Source organism: Alicycliphilus sp. T452 (assembly GCF_054512775.1).
Genome location: NZ_JBTNEH010000018.1, coordinates 73,398 through 91,286, shown reverse-complemented (window position 1 = coordinate 91,286; position 17,889 = coordinate 73,398). Strand labels below are relative to the sequence as shown.

Genomic DNA, 17,889 nt, shown 5'->3' with positions numbered 1-17,889 from the left:
AGAGCGTGAACCCGGTGCGATCGCTCTTCATGGAGGCGCTGGCGCGCCGGGCCGCCGCGCAGGCCGGGCAGGCGCGCCGCCTGCTCGATGCGCGGCTGGCCGCCTTGATGGCCGAATGCGGGCAGCCCGGCGCCGCAGGGCCTGTGGCCGCAGCGCCTGCCGCCCGCCCGCAGGGCGCGCTGGGCGCCCTGGCCCGGGAGCTGGCGCGCGGCCATGGGGAGGCCGCACCCGAAGGCGCGGCCGCTTCCCGGCGCGAGCTGCACACGCTGCAGCGCTTTCGCGCCACCTGGACGCGCCTGTCCGCCGAGGAGCGGCTGCGCCAGGCGCTGGCGCAGGTGCCGCCGCAGGCCGGGCCGCTCAACTCGCACCACCTCGTGCACCGCGCGCTGGTGCTGATGCGCGAGACCTCGCCCGAATACCTGCAGCGCTTCGTGCCCTACGTGGATGCGCTGCTCGCGCTCGACCGGATGCAGGCCCCGCCGCCGCCCGCGCCAGCGCCGGTGCGCAGCCGCCGCGCGGCGGCTAGCCGGGCCGCCGTTCGTAGGTCACGAAGCTGAACGGCAGGCCGCCGCTGCCCACGTGGCGGCTGCGCGCCACTTCCTGCCACTCGGGGCCGAGCTGGGGGGCATGGGCGTCGCCGTCGAAGTCGCGCCCGATCTCGGTCACCTCGATGCGGGTGGCCAGGGGCAGGGCCTGGGCGTAGATCTGCGCGCCGCCGATGATCCATGCCTCGGAATCCGTCTGCTTTGCCATCGATAGCGCCTCGCGCAGGCTGGATGCGCGCTGGGCGCCGATTTCGTTCCAATCCGCCTGGCGCGTGACGACGATGTTCGCGCGCCCCGGCAGTGGGCGGAAGCGCGCGGGCAGCGAGTCCCAGGTCTTGCGGCCCATGATGACCGGGTGGCCCTGGGTCAGCCGCTTGAAGTGCGCGAGGTCTTCCGGCAGGTGCCAGGGCATGGCGCCGTCCTTGCCGATGACGCCGTTGGCGGCGCGCGCGTAGATCAGGTGCACGTTCATACGGCCACCGGCGCCTTGATGGGCGGGTGCGGGTCGTAGCCCTCGACCTCGAAGTCTTCGTACCCGTAGCCGAAGATCGACGGCGGGCGGCGCTTGATGCGCAGCGTGGGGTAGGGCCGGGGCTCGCGCGCGAGCTGCGTGCGCACCTGCTCGAAGTGGTTGCTGTAGATGTGGCAGTCGCCGCCGGTCCAGATGAAGTCGCCCACCTCCAGGTCGCACTGCTGCGCCAGCATGTGGGTGAGCAGCGCGTAGCTGGCGATGTTGAAGGGCACGCCGAGGAAGATGTCGGCGCTGCGCTGGTAGAGCTGGCAGCTGAGCCTGCCCTCGGCCACGTAGAACTGGAAGAAGGCGTGGCAGGGCATCAGGGCCATCTTGTCGAGCTCGGCCACGTTCCAGGCGCTCACGATGATGCGGCGGCTGTCGGGGTTGGTCTTGAGCGTCTCGACCACCTGCGCGATCTGGTCGATGTGGCCGCCGCCGGGCGTGGGCCAGCTGCGCCACTGCACGCCGTACACGGGGCCCAGGTCGCCGCTCGCAGGGTCGGCCCATTCGTCCCAGATGGTCACGCCGCGCTCCTGCAGCCAGCGCGCGTTGCCGCTGCCCTGCAGGAACCACAGCAGCTCCAGGACGATGGACTTGAGGTGCACCTTCTTGGTGGTGACGAGCGGGAAGCCCTCGCGCAGATCGAAGCGCATCTGGTGGCCGAACACGCTCCTCGTGCCCGTGCCCGTGCGGTCGCCCTTGGCGGCGCCGTGCTCGAACACATGGCGCATGAGGTCTTCGTATTGGTGGCGGATGGGGCGGTGCGTCATTTTTTTGAATGAAAAGTGGCTCCAGCGCTTGACTGACAAGCGCTGGCGGCTCCTATTTTTGAAGAATGCAGCCCGGGTTCATGAGGCCCTGCGGGTCCAGCGCCTGCTTGATGGCGCGCATCATGGACAGGGCCACGGGCGACTTGTAGTGCGCGAGCTTGTCGGCCTTGAGCACGCCCACGCCGTGCTCGGCCGAGAACGATCCGTGGAACAGCGCCACGGCGTCGTAGACCAGCTGGTTCACCCGGTCTTCCTGCGTGCGCAGGAACTCGCGCGCGTCGCCGCCCTCGGGCGCCTGCACGTTGTAGTGCAGGTTGCCGTCGCCCAGGTGGCCGAAGTTGACCAGGCGCACGCCGGGGATCTCGCGCGCGAGCAGCGCGTCGGTGTGCTCGACGAACGCTGGGATGCGCGACGCGGCGATGGAGATGTCGTGCTTGATGTTCAGGCCTTCCTCGGCCTGGGCCAGCGGGATGCTCTCGCGGATGTGCCACAGCTCGTGCGCCTGCGACAGGCTCTCGGCCACCACGGCGTCGAGCACGCAGCCGTCCTCGAAGGCGAATTCCAGCAGCGCCTCGAAGCGCTCGCGCGCGTGCTCCTCGGACTCGCTGTCGCTGTTCTCCAGCAGCACGTAGTAGGGCGGCGCGCCGTCCAGCCCCGCGAACGGCACGCGCAGCTGCGGCATGTGCTTGATGACCAGCGACAGCGCGAACCGGCCCATGACCTCGAAGCCCGTGAGCCCCGCGCCCAGGTGCTGGTGCGCCAGGCCCAGCAGGCGTACGGCGGCCTGTATGGACGGCACGGCGGCCCAGGCGGTGAGCCGCGCGGCGGGCTGGGGGAAGAGCTTCATGGTGGCTGCGGTGATCACGCCCAGCGTGCCCTCGCTGCCGATGAACAGGTCGCGCAGGTCGTAGCCCGTGTTGTCCTTGCGCAGGCCGGAGAGGCCGTCCCACACCTCGCCCTGGGGCGTGACCACCTCCAGGCCCAGGCACAGCTCGCGCGTGTTGCCGTAGCGCACCACCTGGGTGCCGCCGGCGTTGGTGCCCAGGTTGCCTCCGATGGTGCAGCTGCCCTCGGCCGCCAGGCTCAGGGGGAACAGCAGGCCTTCCTTGTCGGCCGTCTCCTGCAGGCTTTGCAGGATGCAGCCGGCCTCCACGATCATGGTCAGGTTGTCGCGGTCGATGGCGCGCACCTGGTTCATGCGCGTGAGGCTCAGCACCACCTGGGTGCCGCTGCCGTCGGGCGTGCTGCCCACCGACAGGCCGGTGTTGCCGCCCTGCGGCACCATCGGGCTGCCGGCGGCGGCGCAGGCCTTGACCACGGCCGCCACCTCGGCGGTGGAGGCGGGGCGCACCACGGCCAGGGCCTTGCCCTTGACACGTTTGCGCCAGTCCTGTTCATAGGCCGTGAGGTCGCCATCGGTGAGCACATGGGCGGCGCCGACGATCTGGCGCAGGGAGTCGAGCAGGGCAGTGGTCATGGCAATCATTCGATCAAGTGGTGGCCGGCGCAGCCTTGGCGGCGCGCAGGCGCAGGCGCACGTGCAGGGCGCAGGCGGTGAACAGCAGCAGGCACAGCGCGATCTCGGCGCCGGCCAGCCAGTTGCCGGGGGCGGGGTCGCTCCAGGCGCGCACCACGCCTTCGGTGAAGTACAGCCACACCAGCAGGCTGACCCAGCGGTAGGTGTACATGCGCCGCTTGAGCAGGCCCGCCAGCGGCACGGCCAGCGGCAGCGCCTTGAGCGCCAGCCACGAGCCGCCGGGGCGCAGGGGGGCGAGCCACAGCTCCCAGGCCAGGCTGAGCACGATCAGGCCCAGCAGGCTGCCCACGGCCAGCCAGCGCGTGGCGGCCACGTCGGTGGTCACAGGGGGGGCGATTTCGGAATGCATGGGGCTGGCATCATATCGGCCATGTCCTTGTCCCCACCCCTTGCGCAGCGTATCGAGGCCTGGATCGCGCAGCTGTCGCACTTTCCCTGGCGCACCACGGCGCACATGCTGCGCGAGCGCTTCCGCGAGGACCGGCTGGGGCTCACCGCCAGCAGCCTCACGTTCACCACGCTGCTGGCGCTGGTGCCGTTCTTCACGGTGGCGCTGGCCGTCTTCTCGGCGTTCCCCATCTTCGGCCAGATGCAGCAGGTGCTGCAGCGCTGGCTGGTGGACAGCCTGGTGCCCGACAGCATCTCGCGCCCGGTGCTGGGCTACCTCACGCAGTTCTCGGCCAAGGCCAGCGGCCTGGGCATGGCGGGCTTTTCCGTGCTCATGCTCACGGCCCTGGCGCTGATCCTGACCATAGACCGCACGCTCAACACCATCTGGCGCGTGCGCCGCCTGCGCCCGCTGGGCCAGCGCGTGCTGATCTACTGGGCGGCCATCACGCTCGGCCCCCTGGTGCTGGCGGCCAGCCTGGCGCTCACCACCTCCATGGCCAGCGCCGCCTCGCGCGGCCTGGGCGCCACGCTGCCTGGCGGCACGCGCCTGCTGCTGGACTCCATCGAGTTCCTGGTGCTGGCCGCAGGCGTGGCGGCCATGTACCGCTACGTGCCCAACACCCAGGTGCACTGGCGCTACGCCTGGGCGGGCGGCCTGTTCGTGTCCGTGGGCATGGAGCTGGCCAAGAAGGGGCTGGCGCTGTACCTGGCCTCGGTGCCCACCTATTCGGTGCTCTACGGCACCTTCGCCACGCTGCCCATCCTGCTGCTGTGGATCTACGTGGCCTGGGTCATCGTGCTGCTGGGCGCCGTGGTCGCGGCCTACCTGCCCAGCCTGCTGGCCGGTGTGGCGCGGCATGCGGGCGGGCAGGGCTGGACCTTTCTGCTGGCCGTGGAGGCGCTGCAGCAGCTGCACGGTGCGCGCGGCCAGCCGGCCCACGGCCTCACGGCCGCGCAGCTGGCGCAGATGCTGCGCGTGGACGTGCTGCAGCTCGAACCCGTGCTGGACGCACTCATGGGCCTGGGCTGGGTGGTGCAGGTCAACGAAACCGCTGCCGGCGCGCCGGGCTCGGCGGACGCGCGCCACGTGCTGCTGGCCGACCCCGCCACCACCGCCATGGAGCCGCTGGTGCAGCGCCTGCTGCTGGAGCGCACCGGGCCGCTGGAGCGCTTCTGGGCCCACACGGGGCTGGAGGTGCTCAGGCTGGCCGACGTGCTGGAGCGCCCGCGGGCTGCGTGATTGTTGTTGGTTTATTGGGGGGCAGATTCCAATTTTCCGCAGGGGAAATTGGAATCTGCCCCCCAATAAACCTGACCCCCCACAGTACGGGAGCCTAGCGCGCCGCGCTGCGCTGCAGGATGCCCCGCAGCATGGTCCGCAGCAGCGGCTGCAGCGGGTCGGCCGGCGGGGTTGGGGGCTGCAGGGCGGCCGTCAGCTGCGGCCAATGGGCGGCCACGGTGCCGGTGACCTCGGCGCGCCAGCGCGCGCCCAGGTCGCCGGCCTGTTGCGCGGGTACCCGCCCCAGGTGGGACAGCGCCAGGTAGCGCGTGCATGCGGCCTCGGTCATGTGGCGCAGCAGTTCGTCGGTGTCGTCCTGCTTCTCCCCTTTTTTCTGCAGGGTGCGCAGCGCCCAGGCCGTGGTGCCGCCCAGCAGCGCGCCCAGGGCCGTGCCCACGCCCAGCGTCATGCCGCCCGTGCCTACGTCGATCATGGCGCCCACCTTGGCGCCGGCCGCGGCCCCTGCGGCCGCGCCGGCCGATGTGCCCACGGCCAGGGCCGTGCCGTCGCCGGTGCGTGTCTGTGGCGGCGGCGTGGGCGATGCGGGCGGCGGCAACTGCATGGGCGTGGGCAAGGCCGCCGCGCCGTGGCCGTGCAGGTCGCCCAGCGTGGCGTCCAGCTCGTGCAGCAGGGTGGCGTAGCGGGCGGCGCCCTGCCCGGCGCCCACCAGGGCGGCGCAGGCATGCAGGTGTCCGGCCAGCGCCTGCAGCGATTGGGTGAAGAGCGCCTCGTTGCGCGCCTGCCAGGCCTGGCCCAGCCGTGCCAGCGCGTGCTGCTGCGTGGGCAGCAGCGCTGCCAGGCGCTCGAACAACACACCGTCCTGGATCCAGCTGGGGCCGAATTCGGCGCCGCCGAGCGCCAGCGCGGGGGCCTGGCGCCAGGCGGGCGGAGCCTGGGGTGCCGGCCCGTCGCCCCAGGCGAGCACGGCATCGACGGGCGTGGCGGCGGCCGCGTCCGCAGGCTGGACGAGGCGCAGCCGGTCGCCCTGCGCGCTGGCCATGGCGCCATGGTCGGCGTGCAGCGCCAGCAGGATGCGCAGCGTTTCTTCCTGCGCCGGCGCGGTACACAGCAGGCCGACCAGCAGGTCGCCCGGCAGCGCCTGGCGCAGCGCGTCGAAGTCGCTGCCATGGGTCTCCAGCGTGCATGGGCGCGCCAGCCGCGCCTGGCGCCAGCCGGCCCAGGCGGCCAGCAGCAGGCGCGGGAGCACCACCACGAGGGCCAGCAGCCCCACGTACATCCACACCCAGCGGCTGCCGGCGGCGCCTTCGCCGGCGAAGTTCTGCGTGGCGGCGATGTCGGCCTGCGAGAACGGCGCCAGGCCGAGCAGCAGGGTGAGCGGCGCGAACAGAAGGCTGACGATGGCGTGCACCTGGGCCGCATCCAGGAAGGTGCTCTCCCAGCCGAATCGGTAGCTCACCACCAGCCCGCGCAGCAGCAGCGACAGCGCGATGCCCGCGGCCCAGGCGGCGGCGCACAGGTGCAGCACGCAGGCGGCCTGCTGCGCGAAGCGCTCCAGCGTGAGGGCCGACCAGCGCGCGTAGAAGCCGGCCGCGATGCGGGCCGCCAGGCCCCGGCGCGCGGCGCGCCCACCGGGCAGCTGGCGCCGCAGCACCCAGTGCTGCAGGGGGGCGAGCAGGCCGCGCTCCTTGCCCGGCCTGCGCCATGCGCGCCACAGCAGCAGGGCGTAGATGGCGATGTTCCAGCCCAGCACGGCCAGCAGCGGGGGCGAGAGCAGGTCCACGCGGTGCGCGTTGGCGATGCGGTCCAGCGCCAGCCCCAGCAGCAGCGCCGCCAGCGGCAGGCCGCGGGCCAGCCAGCGCGCGGATGCGCCGGGCTGCTGCAGCGCGGCCACGGTGGCGTCGCGGCCGGCGGCGCGCGCGACGACCGCGGCGGCGCGGTCGAGCACCACGTCGTCCACGCCCACGCGCTGCACGCCGCGGCCGCGCGCGGCCTCCATGGCCTGGCGCGTGGCCTCGTCCCACTCGGTCTGGCTGACCAGGGTGCGTTCGCCGTCCGCGTGCTCGATGGCCTGCGCCAGCGTCACGCTGCGCAGCTGCTGCCAGCTCACGTGCATGCCCGTCCTTTCTTCAGATCACGTAAACACGTTCTCAGATCACGTCTTGCGCCGCCGCCATGCCATGCAGCACGGCGCCCTCCAGCGTGGCCGGGTAGGGCCCGGCCACATAGTCGCCACAGGCCTGCAGGCCCGGCGCGATGGCGCGCAGCGGGCGCGCGAGGGCGGGGGTGCAGGCGAAGGTGGCGCGCTTCTCCACCACAGTTTGCACCACGCGCAGGCCGGGCAGGCGCAGGTCCTCGGCGGCCTGGGCCAGCACCTCGCGCTCCAGCCGGGCGCGCTCGCCCTCGAAGGCGCTGACCACGAAGGCCAGCAGGCCGGCCGTTCCATCGAGCCGCGCACGGTCGAACACGAACTGTGCGGGCCGCCCGCCCCGGTGGCGCAAGGCCAGCAGGGGCAGGGGCAGCAGCGCGCCGTGCGCGCCCGGCTGCTCGGCATACACGGTGGCGATGGCGCCGAAGCGCAAGGCCTGGGCCGTGGCGGCCCAGGCCTGCAGGCCGGCGTGTTCGGCGGCGGGCGTGGCGGCGCCGGCCACCAGGCGCGCGGCCTCGGCGCTGCCGGTGGCGAGCAGCACGGCGTGGAACGGCTTGCCGTCCACGCTCCAGCCGGCGCCGTCCCGCGCCAGGGATTGCACGCGCCGGCCCAGGTGCACGGCGTGGCCGCGTGCGCGCAGCCACTGGGCCGCGGGTTCGGGAAACAGGGCGCCCAGGTCGGTGCGCGGCAGCAGCAGGTGGGAGCCGCCGCGCCCGCTGAACAGGCTGTCGTGCAGCACGCGCAGGAAGGTCTGGCCGCAGGCCTCGCGCGTGGGCGTGTTCAGCGCGGAAACGCACAGCGGTTCGATGAACCCGTCCAGCAGCCGGGAAGGCAGGCCCGCGCACAGCTCGGCCACGCTGGCGCCCGGCGCGCAGCGAAAGCCCGCCAGGCGCCAGCGCGCCGCGCGCGCGAGCAGCGCCAGCCGTTCGCCGGCGCTCCAGCCGCGCGCGCGGGCGATGCCCATGAGCGCATCCCAGGGCGGCGGCGCATCCGGCAGGCGCAGGCCCGTGCCGTCGGGAAAGACCAGCGCGAGCGGCAGGCGCAGCAGCGCCTCCTCGGGCCGCACGCCCACGGTGCGCATCAGGTCCAGGCACTGGGCATAGGCGCCGACGAGGATGTGCTGGCCGTTGTCCAGCACCACGGGCCGGCCGTCCGCCAGCGTCGCCGCCACGGCGCGCGCGCGCCCGCCCGGCGTGCGGCTGGCCTCGAACACCGTCACGCCGTGGCCGGCCTGCGCGGCGCGCACGGCGGCGGCCATGCCGCCCCAGCCCGCGCCGATGACGGCGACCTTCATGGCTTGCCCTGCGGCGGCGGTCTTCGATGGAGGCGGTGATGGCGGGCGCATGAGGAAGGATGGCATGTGCCGCATGGCGGCGGCGCAGGATCCTGGAGGGCAATGAACATTCCAGAGAGGTGGATATAATTTAACAATCGTAACAAAATGATGGCGATATTTTTATGTGGAACAGCTTGCGGATCACCCAGCGGTTCATGATCGTGCTGTGCATGTTCTGGTTGCTGGGGGGCGCGGTGATCGGGGTGGGCCTTTGGGGCCTGTCTTCGGCGCGCGACAACCTGAAAACCCTCCATGATGAAGCCATGCGCCGGGCATTGCTGGCCAACCAGGTGACCGATCTGGCGGTGCAAAGCCGCATGCAGGTGCTGCTGGCCTTCCAGCATGCGCCGGGCAGCGAGTTGGCCAGCATCCACGACCATCCCGTCACGTTCCACCTGGACGCCGTCTTGGCCAATATGGCCAAGGCCGATGCCCTGCAAAAGGACATGGAGGGCGCGACGGAACCCAAGGAGCGCGCGCTGTTCGAGGCGGCGCAGGCCGCCAGGGCGGCGTGGGCGACGAAGCTGCGGCAAGAGGTGGAGCTCATCGGCAAGGGCGATTTCAGTCCCGCGAACATGGCCGCCTTCCTGGCCGCGGGCCGGGCGGAGGGCGAAGCAATGGTCAAGGCGATGCAGGCTTTCCGCGATTACCAGGTCGAGCGCGCCCATGACGCCTACCAGGCCGCGCAGCAGCGCTACGAAATCGGGCTGGTGGTTTTCGTGCTGGCCATCCTGCTGCTGGGGGTGCCTGCCTCCGCGCTGGGCCTGCTGCTGCTGGCGCGCCTGAACCGGGGCTTTCACGGCGCCAATACCGCCGCCGCGGCCATCGCCGCCGGCGACCTGACGCACCGCATCGAGCACCAGGGCAAGGACGAGATCGGGGCCATGCTGGCCCAGATGGAAACCATGCGCGGCAACCTGGGCCGGATGATCGGCCAGGTCAGCGATGGCGCGGAGATGATCGCCGGCGCATCCTCCCAGGTGGCGGTGGGCACGCAGGACCTGTCCTCGCGCACCGAGCAGCAGGCCAGCGCCCTGCAGCAGACGGCGTCGGCCACCGAGCAGCTGTCGGGCACCGTGCAGCAGAACGCCGACAGCGCGGCACAGGCCAGCCAGCTCGCGTCCTCGGCCACCGGCGTCGCGCAGCGCGGCGGCGCCGTGGTGTCGCAGGTGGTCGAAACCATGGAGGCCATCAACATGTCCTCGCGCAAGATCGTGGACATCATCGGCGTGATCGACGGCATTGCCTTCCAGACCAACATCCTGGCGCTCAACGCCGCCGTGGAGGCGGCGCGCGCGGGCGAGCAGGGGCGCGGCTTTGCCGTCGTGGCCGGCGAGGTGCGCAGCCTGGCGCAGCGCAGCGCGCAGGCGGCCAGGGAGGTCAAGCAGCTCATCACCGACTCGGTCGCCAAGGTCGAGGTCGGCAGCGGGCAGGTGGCGCAGGCGGGCGCGACCATGCAGGAAATCGTGACCGGCATCCAGCGCGTGGCCGACATCGTGGACGAGATCGCCATGGCCAGCCGCGAGCAATCCACGGGCCTGACTCAGATCAACCATGCCGTGGCGCACCTCGATGGCGTGACGCAGCAGAATGCGGCACTCGTCGAACAGACATCGGCTGCCTCCAGCGCGCTGCAGGAGCAGGCGCGCCAGCTTGCCAGCCTGGCGGCCACGTTCAGGCTGGAGCAGAGGGCCGCACGGCCCGCAGGGCTGGCCATCACCGCCGGCGCGCCGGCCGGCCAGCAGGCGCTGGCGGCGGTCTGATGGAGACGGCCACCTTCGCGGCGCTTGTGAACTACATGCGCCCGAGTGCCTGCACCTTCCACGCCAGCCACAGCTTGCGCAGCGGCGTGAGGCTGGTGCGCTGGTGCAGCACCTGGAAGCCGTCGGCCTCGATCTCGGCGAGCAGCGTGCGGTAGATGCTCGCCATCATCAGGCCGGGCTTCTGCGCGTGGCGGTCGGCGTCGGGCAGCAGGGCCAGGGCCTCGTCGTAGAGGCGGCGGGCGCGCTCGGCCTGGAAGCGCATCAGCGCGGTGAAGCGGTCCGAATACTCGCGCCGGGTGATCTCGTGCGCCTTGACGTCGAACTGCTGCAGCTCGGCGATGGGCAGGTAGATGCGCCCGCGCATGGCGTCCTCGCCCACGTCGCGGATGATGTTGGTGAGCTGGAATGCCAGGCCCAGCCTGTGCGCGTATTCGGTGGTGCGCTCATCCTGCTGACCGAAGATGCGCGCCGCCACCTCGCCCACCACGCCGGCCACCAGGTGGCAGTAGCGCGCCAGGCCCGCGAAGTCGAGGTAGCGCGTCTGTTCCAGGTCCATCTGGCAGCCCTCGATCACGGCCTGCAGCTGGCTCTGCCCTATGCCGTAGGCGGGCACGTGCGGCATCAGCGCCTGCATCACCGGGTGGCTGGGCCGGCCGGCGAAGGCCTGCGCCACCTCGCCCTGCCACCAGGCGAGCTTGGCCTGGGCGACGCTCGCGTCGGAGACGTCGTCCACCACGTCGTCCACCTCGCGGCAGAAGGCGTAGAAGGCCGTGATGGCGGCGCGGCGCTGGCGTGGCAGGAACAGAAAGGCGTAATAGAAGCTGCTGCCGGAGGCGGCCGCCTTTTGCTGCACGTACTGGTCGGGATTCATGGGGGCGTGATTGTCCCATGCGCGCCGTGCGGCTCTGGCCGTCCACCCGGTGCCGCAGCCATAAAAAGCCCGGAGGCGCAGGGCGCGCCGGGCCATGGCGGGATGCCCGGCGCTCAGCGGGCCTTGCCGACGGCGAGGTTCCACAGCGCGACGAGCTGCTCGTACTCGGCCGATGCCTGGTCCTGGTCGAGGGGAAAGATCTTGACCGACTTCAGATCAGGCAGCGTGGTGAGCCTGGACACCTGGATGTCGGTGCGCGTGGGGCGGCGGAAGTTCTTCACGAGCTCGGCTTCCTGCACGTCCTTGCTCATGAGCGCGTTGTACAGCGTCTTGGCGGCGGCCATGTTCTTGGCGCCCTTGACGATGAACATGCCCTCGGGCGCCAGGTAGCTGCCTTCGCTGGGGTACACGAGCCTGATCTCCTTCTGGCCGCCGGCCACGTATTCCTGGGCGGCGTATTCGATGGTCAGGCCCACGGCGTACTCACCGGCGGCCACGCCCTTGTACGTGGTGCCCGACGAGGACGTCACAACGGCGTTGGCGGCGATCTTCTCCAGGCCGTCCTTGCCGAACTGCTTGAGCAGGCCGTACACCAGCATGTAGGCGGTGGCGCTCTTGCTGGGGTCGGTGATGGCGAACTTGCCCTTCCACTCGGGTTTCATGAGGTCGGACCAGGTCTTGGGCGCAGCCAGGCCCTTGAGCTGGCGCTCGTTGACCATCATCACCATCACGTGCAGGTTGGTGCCCACCCACAGGTTGCCGGGGCCGCGGAACTCGGCGGGGATGGCCTCGATGCCCGGGGCCTTGTAGGGCTCCAGCAGGTCCTTGTAGGCACCCAGCGTGCCGAAGCCGCCGCTCCAGAGCACGTCGCCACGCGGATTCTTGGCCTCGGCCTGGATGCGCTTCATCAGCGACCCCGTACCGCCCGTCACCTGCTGCACGTTCAGCGAGGGCGCCTGTTTCTTGACCACGTCGAGGGCGGTCTCGATGGTCTCGGTGTTGTTGGACGAGTACAGCACCACGGTCTGCGCCTGGGCTAGGCTGGCCACCAGGCTGACAGCGGCCAATGTGCATTGCAAAAGGGTCTTGATTTTCATGGAGGGCCTTTCGGTGGGGGTTACTTGCTGGAAAAGAGGTTGATGCGGAAGACCTTGATCGACACGATGATGGGCAGCAGGATCACGGTGACCAGTGCGGCGCCATATGCCGAGGCCAGGCCCAGGCGTCCGCCGTCGACCTGGCGGAAGATGGCGATGGGCATGGTCTCCAGGCCGCCCGTGTAGACCACCACGGAGGCCGACAGCTCCGAGATGGTGGTGACCCACATCAGGATGGCGGCCGAGACGAGCGAGGCTTTCATCGCCGGCAGCACCACCTTGAAGAAGCTCTTGAGCGGCGACACGCCCAGGCTGATGGAGGCTTCCTCGATCGATTCCGGGATGTTGAACAGCGTGGACGACGCGTTGCGCACCGCGAACGGCAGGCGGCGCACGGTATAGGCCAGCACCATGATGCCCGAGGTGCCTGCGAGAACGAGCCAGCCGGTGTTGAAGGTCTGCACCAGCGCAATGCCCAGCACCGTGCCCGAGATGGTCAGCGGCAGCACGACGATGTAGTCCAGTACCTGGGTCAGGGCGTTGCGCTTCTTGATGGTGAGATAGCTCACGAGCACGGCGAACGCCACGCCGGCCAGCGTGGCCATGGACGAGAAGCGGATGGAGTTCAGGATGGGTTCGGGCGCGCCATGCAGCGCGCGCTGCAGGCTTCCCAGCGACCAGGAGCCCCAGCGCATCACCGGGCCGCTGGTTTCGGTGAACGCCGCAATGAACACCACCACCAGCGGCAGCATGGACGCAAGGATGATGAGGCCCACGGCGCCCGTGAACAGCAGCGCTGCCCCCGAGCGTACGCGCACCGGCGCGGGTGCCCGGCCCTGGGTCATGGTGTAGATCTTGCGCTCCACCACGCGCTTCTGGAAGAACAGCACCACGGCGACGATGGCGATGGAGACCACGGACATGGCGCTTTGCAGCGCGGGGCTGCCGCCCATCTCGCTGACGAAGGTGTTGTAGGTCATCACGGAGAGCAGCGGCACGCGGCTGCCCAGCATCATCGACAGCGCGAAATTACCCACCACCAGCGTGAACACCACCAGCGCATTCACCAGCACCGCGGGCAGCATCACCGGAACCAGCACGCGCAGCTTTGTGACCAGGGGCGAGGTGCCCAGGCTCAGGCCCGCTTCCTCCAGTTGCCCGTCGAAGCCGCGCAGCGCGGCGAGCACGCCCAGGTAGATATAGGTGTAGTACACCAGCGTCATCGAGAAGACCATGCCCGTCCAGCCGTAGAACGAAGGCAGCTCGATGCCGAGGCTGGCGAAGAAATTGGTCAGCAGGCCGTTGTTGCCCAGGATCAGCAGCCAGGACTGGCCGACGATGATCTCCGGGATCACGATGGTCAGCACCGGCAGTACCGCCACCAGGTTCTTCAGCGGAAACTCGTAGTGCGCCACCATGTACGCAAAGGGCACGCCCACCAGCACAGTGCAGGTCGTGACGGAAAAGCCCAGCACCAGTGTGTTGCGGAAGGCCTCCACGTATTGGCTGTCGTGCAGCAGCGCCGCGAAGGCGGCCAGTGAATAGCCGCCGGACTCGTCCAGCACGCTGTTGCCGAACAGCACGGCCAGCGGATACAGCACAAAGAACGACAACAGGGCCAGGCTGACCAAGGTCAGCACGCCCCAGGGCCACCAGTTGATTTTCATGCCGGCTGCCTTCTGGTTATGCGGCCGCCTGGGGCACGACGCGGCTGTGTGCGGGCACCAGCACCTGCACCCGGTCGCCCGGCTGGAAGTCGGCCACGGTGTTGCCGGCATGCTGCTCCACGCGGATCTCGGGGCCATCGTGCAATTGCACGCGATAGGCCGTCTTGAATCCCAGGTATTGCCGGCGCAGCACCTGGCCGCCCAGCGCATTGGGCACGTGGGGCGCCGGCGCCATGAGGGACAGGTCTTCGGGGCGTGCGATCAGCACGCCCTCGCTGCCCGGCAGCGGCCCGCCCGGCACGCCGTCCATGAGGCGGCCGGCGAGCTCGAAGCGCACGTGGTCCGCGCCCGCCGCGGCGTGCGTCCTGACGGGCAGCACGTTGGCGGAGCCGATGAAGTCGGCCACATAGGCGTTGACGGGCGTGCCGTACAGCTCTTCGGGCGTGCCCAACTGGGCGATGCTGCCGCGGTCCATGATGGCAATGCGGTCGGACATGGCCAGGGCCTCTTCCTGATCGTGCGTCACGAACACGGTGGTGATGCCGGCCTCGCGCACCAGATCCAGGATCACGTCGCGCATCTGCAGGCGCATCTTGGCGTCCAGGTTGGACAGCGGCTCGTCCATCAGCAGCACACGGGGGCGAATCACCAGGGCACGCGCCAGCGCCACGCGCTGGCGCTGGCCGCCGCTCATCTGCGCGGGGTAGCGGTCCGCCAGGGCTGACAGGCCCACCTTCTCCAGGGCCTGGCCCACACGTGCGGCGATCTCGGGCTTGGGCACCTTGCGAGCGCGCAGCCCATAGGCCACGTTGTCGAAGGCGGTCTTGTCGGGGAACAGCGCATAGTCCTGGAACACCATGCCGATGTCGCGGTGGTGGGTGGATACGCGCGTCACATCGTCCTGGTCGAACAACAGGCGCCCACCTTCGGGCTCATAGAAGCCCGCGATGCAGCGCAGCAGCGTGGTCTTGCCGCAGCCGCTGGGGCCCAGCAGGGTGTAGAACGCGCCGTCGGGAATGTGCAGCGACAGGTGCTGCAGCACCGTCTGTCCGCCAAACTGTTTGACGATGCCGTCGATGGTGATGGATGCCATGGGGAAAATCGGATGCATGGAAGGCTTGTGGCGCATGCTATGAAGGCCGCGCAAGGGTCACAAGCGGTAATTTTTGGGGCATGGCGTTAATTTTTCTAATGGCTGGTACCCCTAAGATGCCCCTAAGATCAGGCGGCGCGCCGGGCTTGGCCCCGGGGCGCCGGTGCTGCGCGGACTTGCCGCGCACGCCCTTCGCCCCGCGTCCACCATGCTGCTCCTGTGCCCACTTCTCCTGCTGCTTCTGCACGTTCATGTGCCGGGCGTGGAGGCCTGCGCCTGGAACACTTCCTGCTGAGGGCCGCGCGTGGCCAGGCGGGTGCTGCCTCCGCTCAAGGCCCTGCGGGCCTTCGAGGCTGCGGCGCGCCATGCCAGCTTCACAGCCGCGGCCGTTGAGCTGAGCATCACCCACAGCGCGATCAGCCAGCAGGTCCGCATCCTGGAGGAATACCTGGGCCGGCCCCTGTTTGCGCGCGAAGCCCGGGGCGTGCTGCTGCTGCCGCATGCACGCGATTACTTCCTGGAAGTGCAGGGCAGCCTGGACCGCATTGCCGCGGCCACGCAGACCTTCAAGTCGCCGGGCGAGTTGCGCGTGTTGCGGGTCTGCACCTCGCCCTCGCTGGCCATGAAATGGCTGATTCCGCGCCTCGCGGGCTATCAGGCGGTGGCGCCGGATACCGAGGTGCAGCTGTCCACCCTGGGGCGCCAGTTCATCGACAAGGCCGATGCGAGCAACGACGTGGTGATCCGCCGCGCGCCCATGCAGCGGCCCGAGCATACCTGCGTGCGCTGCCTGGACGACCACCTGCTGCCCGTGGCGTCGCCGCGCTTTATTCGGCACAACCGCATCCACAGCGTGGCCGATTGCCTGGGGCACCCACTGCTGCAGGTCTGCGGCAGCATGGATGCATGGCCGCGCTGGTTCGGCCTGGCGGGGCTGGAGGTGCCGTCGCAGCTGCCGGGGCCGGTGTTCGACCATCACTTCCTGAGTCTGCAGGCCGCGATGAACGATCTGGGCCTGGCCATGGCGCCCTGGTGCCTGCTCGAAGAGGACATGCGCGCCGACCGCCTGCGCCCGCTGTTCGCACGTCCGCATCTGCCCGACATGGGCATCTATGCCATGTACCGCACCGACAGCCCGGCGGCGCCCCTCGCGCGTCAGTTCGTGGCCTGGCTCGGCGGGTTGGGGCATGCCGCTGGTTGATGCCCCGGCACCGGCAACCCTTCAAGGAAACCCTATATGCATGAGATTCACCCGGGCCTGTGGGTTCGCGACCGCGACCTCCTGAGGCCGCTGGTCGACTACCGCCTGATCGCCTTCGACATGGATTCGACGCTGATCGCCATCGAAACGGTGGACGAACTGGCCGAGGTGGCAGGCCGCGGCGCGGAGGTGGCCGCGATCACCGAGGCTGCCATGCGCGGCGATCTGCCGGACTACAAGGAGAGCCTGCGCCTGCGCGTGGCGCTGCTGCGTGGTCTGCCCGTTGACGCGCTCGATGCCGTGTATGAGCACAGGCTGCGCCTGAACCCCGGTGTGCCCGAGCTGATCGGCGCCTGCAAGGCGGCGGGCCTGCGCTGCATTCTCGCGACAGGGGGCTTCACCTGTTTCACCGACCGCCTGCGCGTGCGGCTGGGCCTGGAAGATGTGCGGGCCAACGTGCTGGAGGTACAGGGCGGCCTGGTCACCGGCCGCCTGCTGCCGCAGCCCTGGGGCGACATTGTCGATGGCGAGGAAAAGCGCCGCATGCTGCTGGACACCTGCAGAGCCATGGGCATTGCGCCCGTGCAGGCCATTGCCATGGGCGACGGCGCCAACGATCTGCCGATGCTGGGCGCAGCGGGCTTGGGCGTGGCCTACCGCGCCAAGCCCATGGTGCGTGCGCGGGCCGACGTGGCCATCGACAGCGGCGGCGTGGACCGGCTGCTGGAGCTGCTGCGCTGAACGTCTCCGCCGATTTGGGGTGAAGTGGCCTGTAGCGCCAATCACTAAAGGATATATAGCTATTCTTTCAGTAGCTTCTACGCATGCGCGCCGCGCGCGCCAGCATGCGCAGCCAGTCCGGCGCGCCCAGCCGGGGCCGCGTGGTCAGGCTGGCGCCGCCCAGGGCCTGCACCTTGTCGAGGATGCGCAGGCCGCCCTGCACCACCAGGCGCAGCTCCCAGCCCGCGCGGCCGGGCAGGCGGTGCACCAGCGGCGCGCCCTGCAGCATGAGATCGCGCGCCCAGGCGGCGCAGTCGAGGATGAGGCGGTCGCTCGCGGGCGTGCGCCGCAGCGCGTCGAGGTCGGCGCGCGCCACGCCGTGGGCCGCGCAGTCGGCGTCCGCCAGGTAGTGGCGGCCGCGCGGCAGGTCCACGCTCAGGTCCTGCCAGAAGTTGATGAGCTGCAGGGCGCTGCAGATGGCGTCGCTCTCGCGCAGGGCCGCGTCGCCGTGCACGCCGTACAGGTGCAGCAGCAGCCGGCCCACGGGGTTGGCCGAGCGGCGGCAGTAGTCGAGCAGCGCGGCGCGGTCGGCATGGGCGGCGCCGTCCCGGGTCATGGCCACGTCCTGCATGAAGGCGTCGAGCAGGTCGTCGAGCAGCGCCACGGGCAGCTGGTGGCTGCGCAGCGTGGCCTGCAGCGGGCCGAAGACAACGGCCCAGCGCGGCCCGGGGAGGCGGCCGGCGGCAATGGAGTGCAGTTCGGCGCGGTAGGCGCGCAGGTCGGCCAGGCGCTCGCCGGGGCTGGCCTGGCCTTCGTCGGCGATGTCGTCGGCCGCGCGGGCGAAGGCGTAGATGGCGGCGATCGGCTGGCGCAGGCGCGGCGGGCACAGCAGCGAGGCGACGGGGAAGTTCTCGTAATGCGTGACCGGCGCCGCCCGGGTGGGCGCGGCGGCGGGCTGCGGGGATGGTCGGGCGTTCACCGCGGGGATTGTCGCTTGAC

16 protein-coding genes are annotated in these 17,889 nt (G+C 70.5%); 5 read left to right on the top strand and 11 right to left on the bottom strand.

The features are described 5' to 3' along the window. Positions 1-5 precede the first annotated feature (5 nt). The gene (locus ACX12L_RS16215; RefSeq protein ID WP_459263491.1) at positions 6-557 is read left to right on the top strand and encodes a DUF2894 domain-containing protein; all 552 of its coding nucleotides are present in this window, start codon (positions 6-8) and stop codon (positions 555-557) included. On the opposite strand, the gene ACX12L_RS16210 is transcribed toward ACX12L_RS16215, so the two are convergent. Genes ACX12L_RS16210 through ACX12L_RS16195 form a run of 4 tightly spaced genes read right to left on the bottom strand, consistent with a single transcriptional unit; the run spans position 523 to position 3,715 of the window. Then, a complete protein-coding gene (locus ACX12L_RS16210) occupies positions 523-1,017 on the bottom strand; it encodes a dihydrofolate reductase (RefSeq protein WP_459263490.1) in 495 nt (164 codons plus the stop codon). The genes ACX12L_RS16215 and ACX12L_RS16210 overlap by 35 nt on opposite strands. Further along, positions 1,014-1,829, bottom strand: a complete 816-nt coding sequence (locus ACX12L_RS16205) for a thymidylate synthase (protein ID WP_459263489.1) — start codon at positions 1,827-1,829, stop codon at positions 1,014-1,016. The genes ACX12L_RS16210 and ACX12L_RS16205 overlap by 4 nt, the downstream gene beginning before the upstream one ends. 52 nt (positions 1,830-1,881) lie before the next feature. Then, positions 1,882-3,306: an FAD-binding oxidoreductase gene (locus tag ACX12L_RS16200; protein WP_459263488.1), complete on the bottom strand. Its 1,425-nt coding sequence runs from the start codon at positions 3,304-3,306 to the stop codon at positions 1,882-1,884. A 13-nt stretch (positions 3,307-3,319) separates the two neighbouring features. Further along, a complete protein-coding gene (locus ACX12L_RS16195; RefSeq protein ID WP_459263487.1) occupies positions 3,320-3,715 on the bottom strand; it encodes a DUF2069 domain-containing protein in 396 nt (131 codons plus the stop codon). 21 nt (positions 3,716-3,736) lie between these two features. Here ACX12L_RS16195 and ACX12L_RS16190 point away from each other — a divergent pair, with 21 nt between their 5' ends. Next, a complete protein-coding gene (locus ACX12L_RS16190) occupies positions 3,737-4,996 on the top strand; it encodes a YihY family inner membrane protein (RefSeq protein WP_459263486.1) in 1,260 nt (419 codons plus the stop codon). Between the two features lie 94 nt (positions 4,997-5,090). Here the strand turns inward: ACX12L_RS16190 and ACX12L_RS16185 are convergent, their stop codons facing one another. Beyond that, a complete protein-coding gene (locus tag ACX12L_RS16185; RefSeq protein ID WP_459263485.1) occupies positions 5,091-7,109 on the bottom strand; it encodes a DUF3482 domain-containing protein in 2,019 nt (672 codons plus the stop codon). A gap of 34 nt (positions 7,110-7,143) precedes the next feature. Then, positions 7,144-8,436, bottom strand: a complete 1,293-nt coding sequence (gene hpnE / locus ACX12L_RS16180) for a hydroxysqualene dehydroxylase HpnE (RefSeq protein WP_459263484.1) — start codon at positions 8,434-8,436, stop codon at positions 7,144-7,146. Between the two features lie 164 nt (positions 8,437-8,600). Between hpnE and ACX12L_RS16175 the strand changes: the two genes are divergently transcribed. After that, the gene (locus ACX12L_RS16175; RefSeq protein ID WP_459263483.1) at positions 8,601-10,241 is read left to right on the top strand and encodes a methyl-accepting chemotaxis protein; all 1,641 of its coding nucleotides are present in this window, start codon (positions 8,601-8,603) and stop codon (positions 10,239-10,241) included. A gap of 31 nt (positions 10,242-10,272) precedes the next feature. Here ACX12L_RS16175 and hpnD read toward each other — a convergent pair whose 3' ends face one another. From hpnD to ACX12L_RS16155, 4 genes are all read right to left on the bottom strand, one after another. Next, positions 10,273-11,112 carry a presqualene diphosphate synthase HpnD gene (gene hpnD, locus ACX12L_RS16170; protein ID WP_459263482.1) on the bottom strand — a complete coding sequence of 280 codons (840 nt, stop codon included), beginning with the start codon at positions 11,110-11,112 and terminating at the stop codon, positions 10,273-10,275. Between the two features lie 113 nt (positions 11,113-11,225). After that, positions 11,226-12,209 (bottom strand): ABC transporter substrate-binding protein, encoded by a 984-nt coding sequence (locus ACX12L_RS16165; RefSeq protein WP_459263481.1) that lies wholly within the window; start codon positions 12,207-12,209, stop codon positions 11,226-11,228. 20 nt (positions 12,210-12,229) lie between these two features. Continuing rightward, a complete protein-coding gene (locus ACX12L_RS16160) occupies positions 12,230-13,876 on the bottom strand; it encodes an ABC transporter permease (protein ID WP_459263480.1) in 1,647 nt (548 codons plus the stop codon). A gap of 16 nt (positions 13,877-13,892) precedes the next feature. After that, positions 13,893-14,969, bottom strand: a complete 1,077-nt coding sequence (locus tag ACX12L_RS16155; RefSeq protein ID WP_459263479.1) for an ABC transporter ATP-binding protein — start codon at positions 14,967-14,969, stop codon at positions 13,893-13,895. Between the two features lie 304 nt (positions 14,970-15,273). Here ACX12L_RS16155 and ACX12L_RS16150 point away from each other — a divergent pair, with 304 nt between their 5' ends. Continuing rightward, positions 15,274-16,170: a LysR substrate-binding domain-containing protein gene (locus ACX12L_RS16150; protein ID WP_459263478.1), complete on the top strand. Its 897-nt coding sequence runs from the start codon at positions 15,274-15,276 to the stop codon at positions 16,168-16,170. A 36-nt stretch (positions 16,171-16,206) separates the two neighbouring features. Continuing rightward, positions 16,207-16,911, top strand: a complete 705-nt coding sequence (gene serB, locus ACX12L_RS16145; RefSeq protein WP_459263477.1) for a phosphoserine phosphatase SerB — start codon at positions 16,207-16,209, stop codon at positions 16,909-16,911. A gap of 67 nt (positions 16,912-16,978) precedes the next feature. Here the strand turns inward: serB and hpnC are convergent, their stop codons facing one another. After that, positions 16,979-17,869, bottom strand: coding sequence for a squalene synthase HpnC (gene hpnC / locus ACX12L_RS16140; protein WP_459263476.1), 891 nt, complete (start codon positions 17,867-17,869; stop codon positions 16,979-16,981). Positions 17,870-17,889 lie beyond the last annotated feature (20 nt).

Bases quoted from the DNA above. Each gene is read 5' to 3' on its own strand.
- ACX12L_RS16175 (WP_459263483.1), top strand. From the start codon at position 8,601: ATGTGGAACAGCTTGCGGATCACCCAGCGGTTCATGATCGTGCTGTGC.
- ACX12L_RS16200 (WP_459263488.1), bottom strand. From the start codon at position 3,306: ATGACCACTGCCCTGCTCGACTCCCTGCGCCAGATCGTCGGCGCCGCC.
- ACX12L_RS16190 (WP_459263486.1), top strand. From the start codon at position 3,737: ATGTCCTTGTCCCCACCCCTTGCGCAGCGTATCGAGGCCTGGATCGCG.
- ACX12L_RS16195 (WP_459263487.1), bottom strand. From the start codon at position 3,715: ATGCATTCCGAAATCGCCCCCCCTGTGACCACCGACGTGGCCGCCACG.
- ACX12L_RS16155 (WP_459263479.1), bottom strand. From the start codon at position 14,969: ATGGCATCCATCACCATCGACGGCATCGTCAAACAGTTTGGCGGACAG.
- ACX12L_RS16165 (WP_459263481.1), bottom strand. From the start codon at position 12,209: ATGAAAATCAAGACCCTTTTGCAATGCACATTGGCCGCTGTCAGCCTG.
- ACX12L_RS16205 (WP_459263489.1), bottom strand. From the start codon at position 1,829: ATGACGCACCGCCCCATCCGCCACCAATACGAAGACCTCATGCGCCAT.
- ACX12L_RS16210 (WP_459263490.1), bottom strand. From the start codon at position 1,017: ATGAACGTGCACCTGATCTACGCGCGCGCCGCCAACGGCGTCATCGGC.
- hpnE (WP_459263484.1), bottom strand. From the start codon at position 8,436: ATGAAGGTCGCCGTCATCGGCGCGGGCTGGGGCGGCATGGCCGCCGCC.
- ACX12L_RS16160 (WP_459263480.1), bottom strand. From the start codon at position 13,876: ATGAAAATCAACTGGTGGCCCTGGGGCGTGCTGACCTTGGTCAGCCTG.
- hpnD (WP_459263482.1), bottom strand. From the start codon at position 11,112: ATGAATCCCGACCAGTACGTGCAGCAAAAGGCGGCCGCCTCCGGCAGC.
- serB (WP_459263477.1), top strand. From the start codon at position 16,207: ATGCATGAGATTCACCCGGGCCTGTGGGTTCGCGACCGCGACCTCCTG.
- ACX12L_RS16185 (WP_459263485.1), bottom strand. From the start codon at position 7,109: ATGCACGTGAGCTGGCAGCAGCTGCGCAGCGTGACGCTGGCGCAGGCC.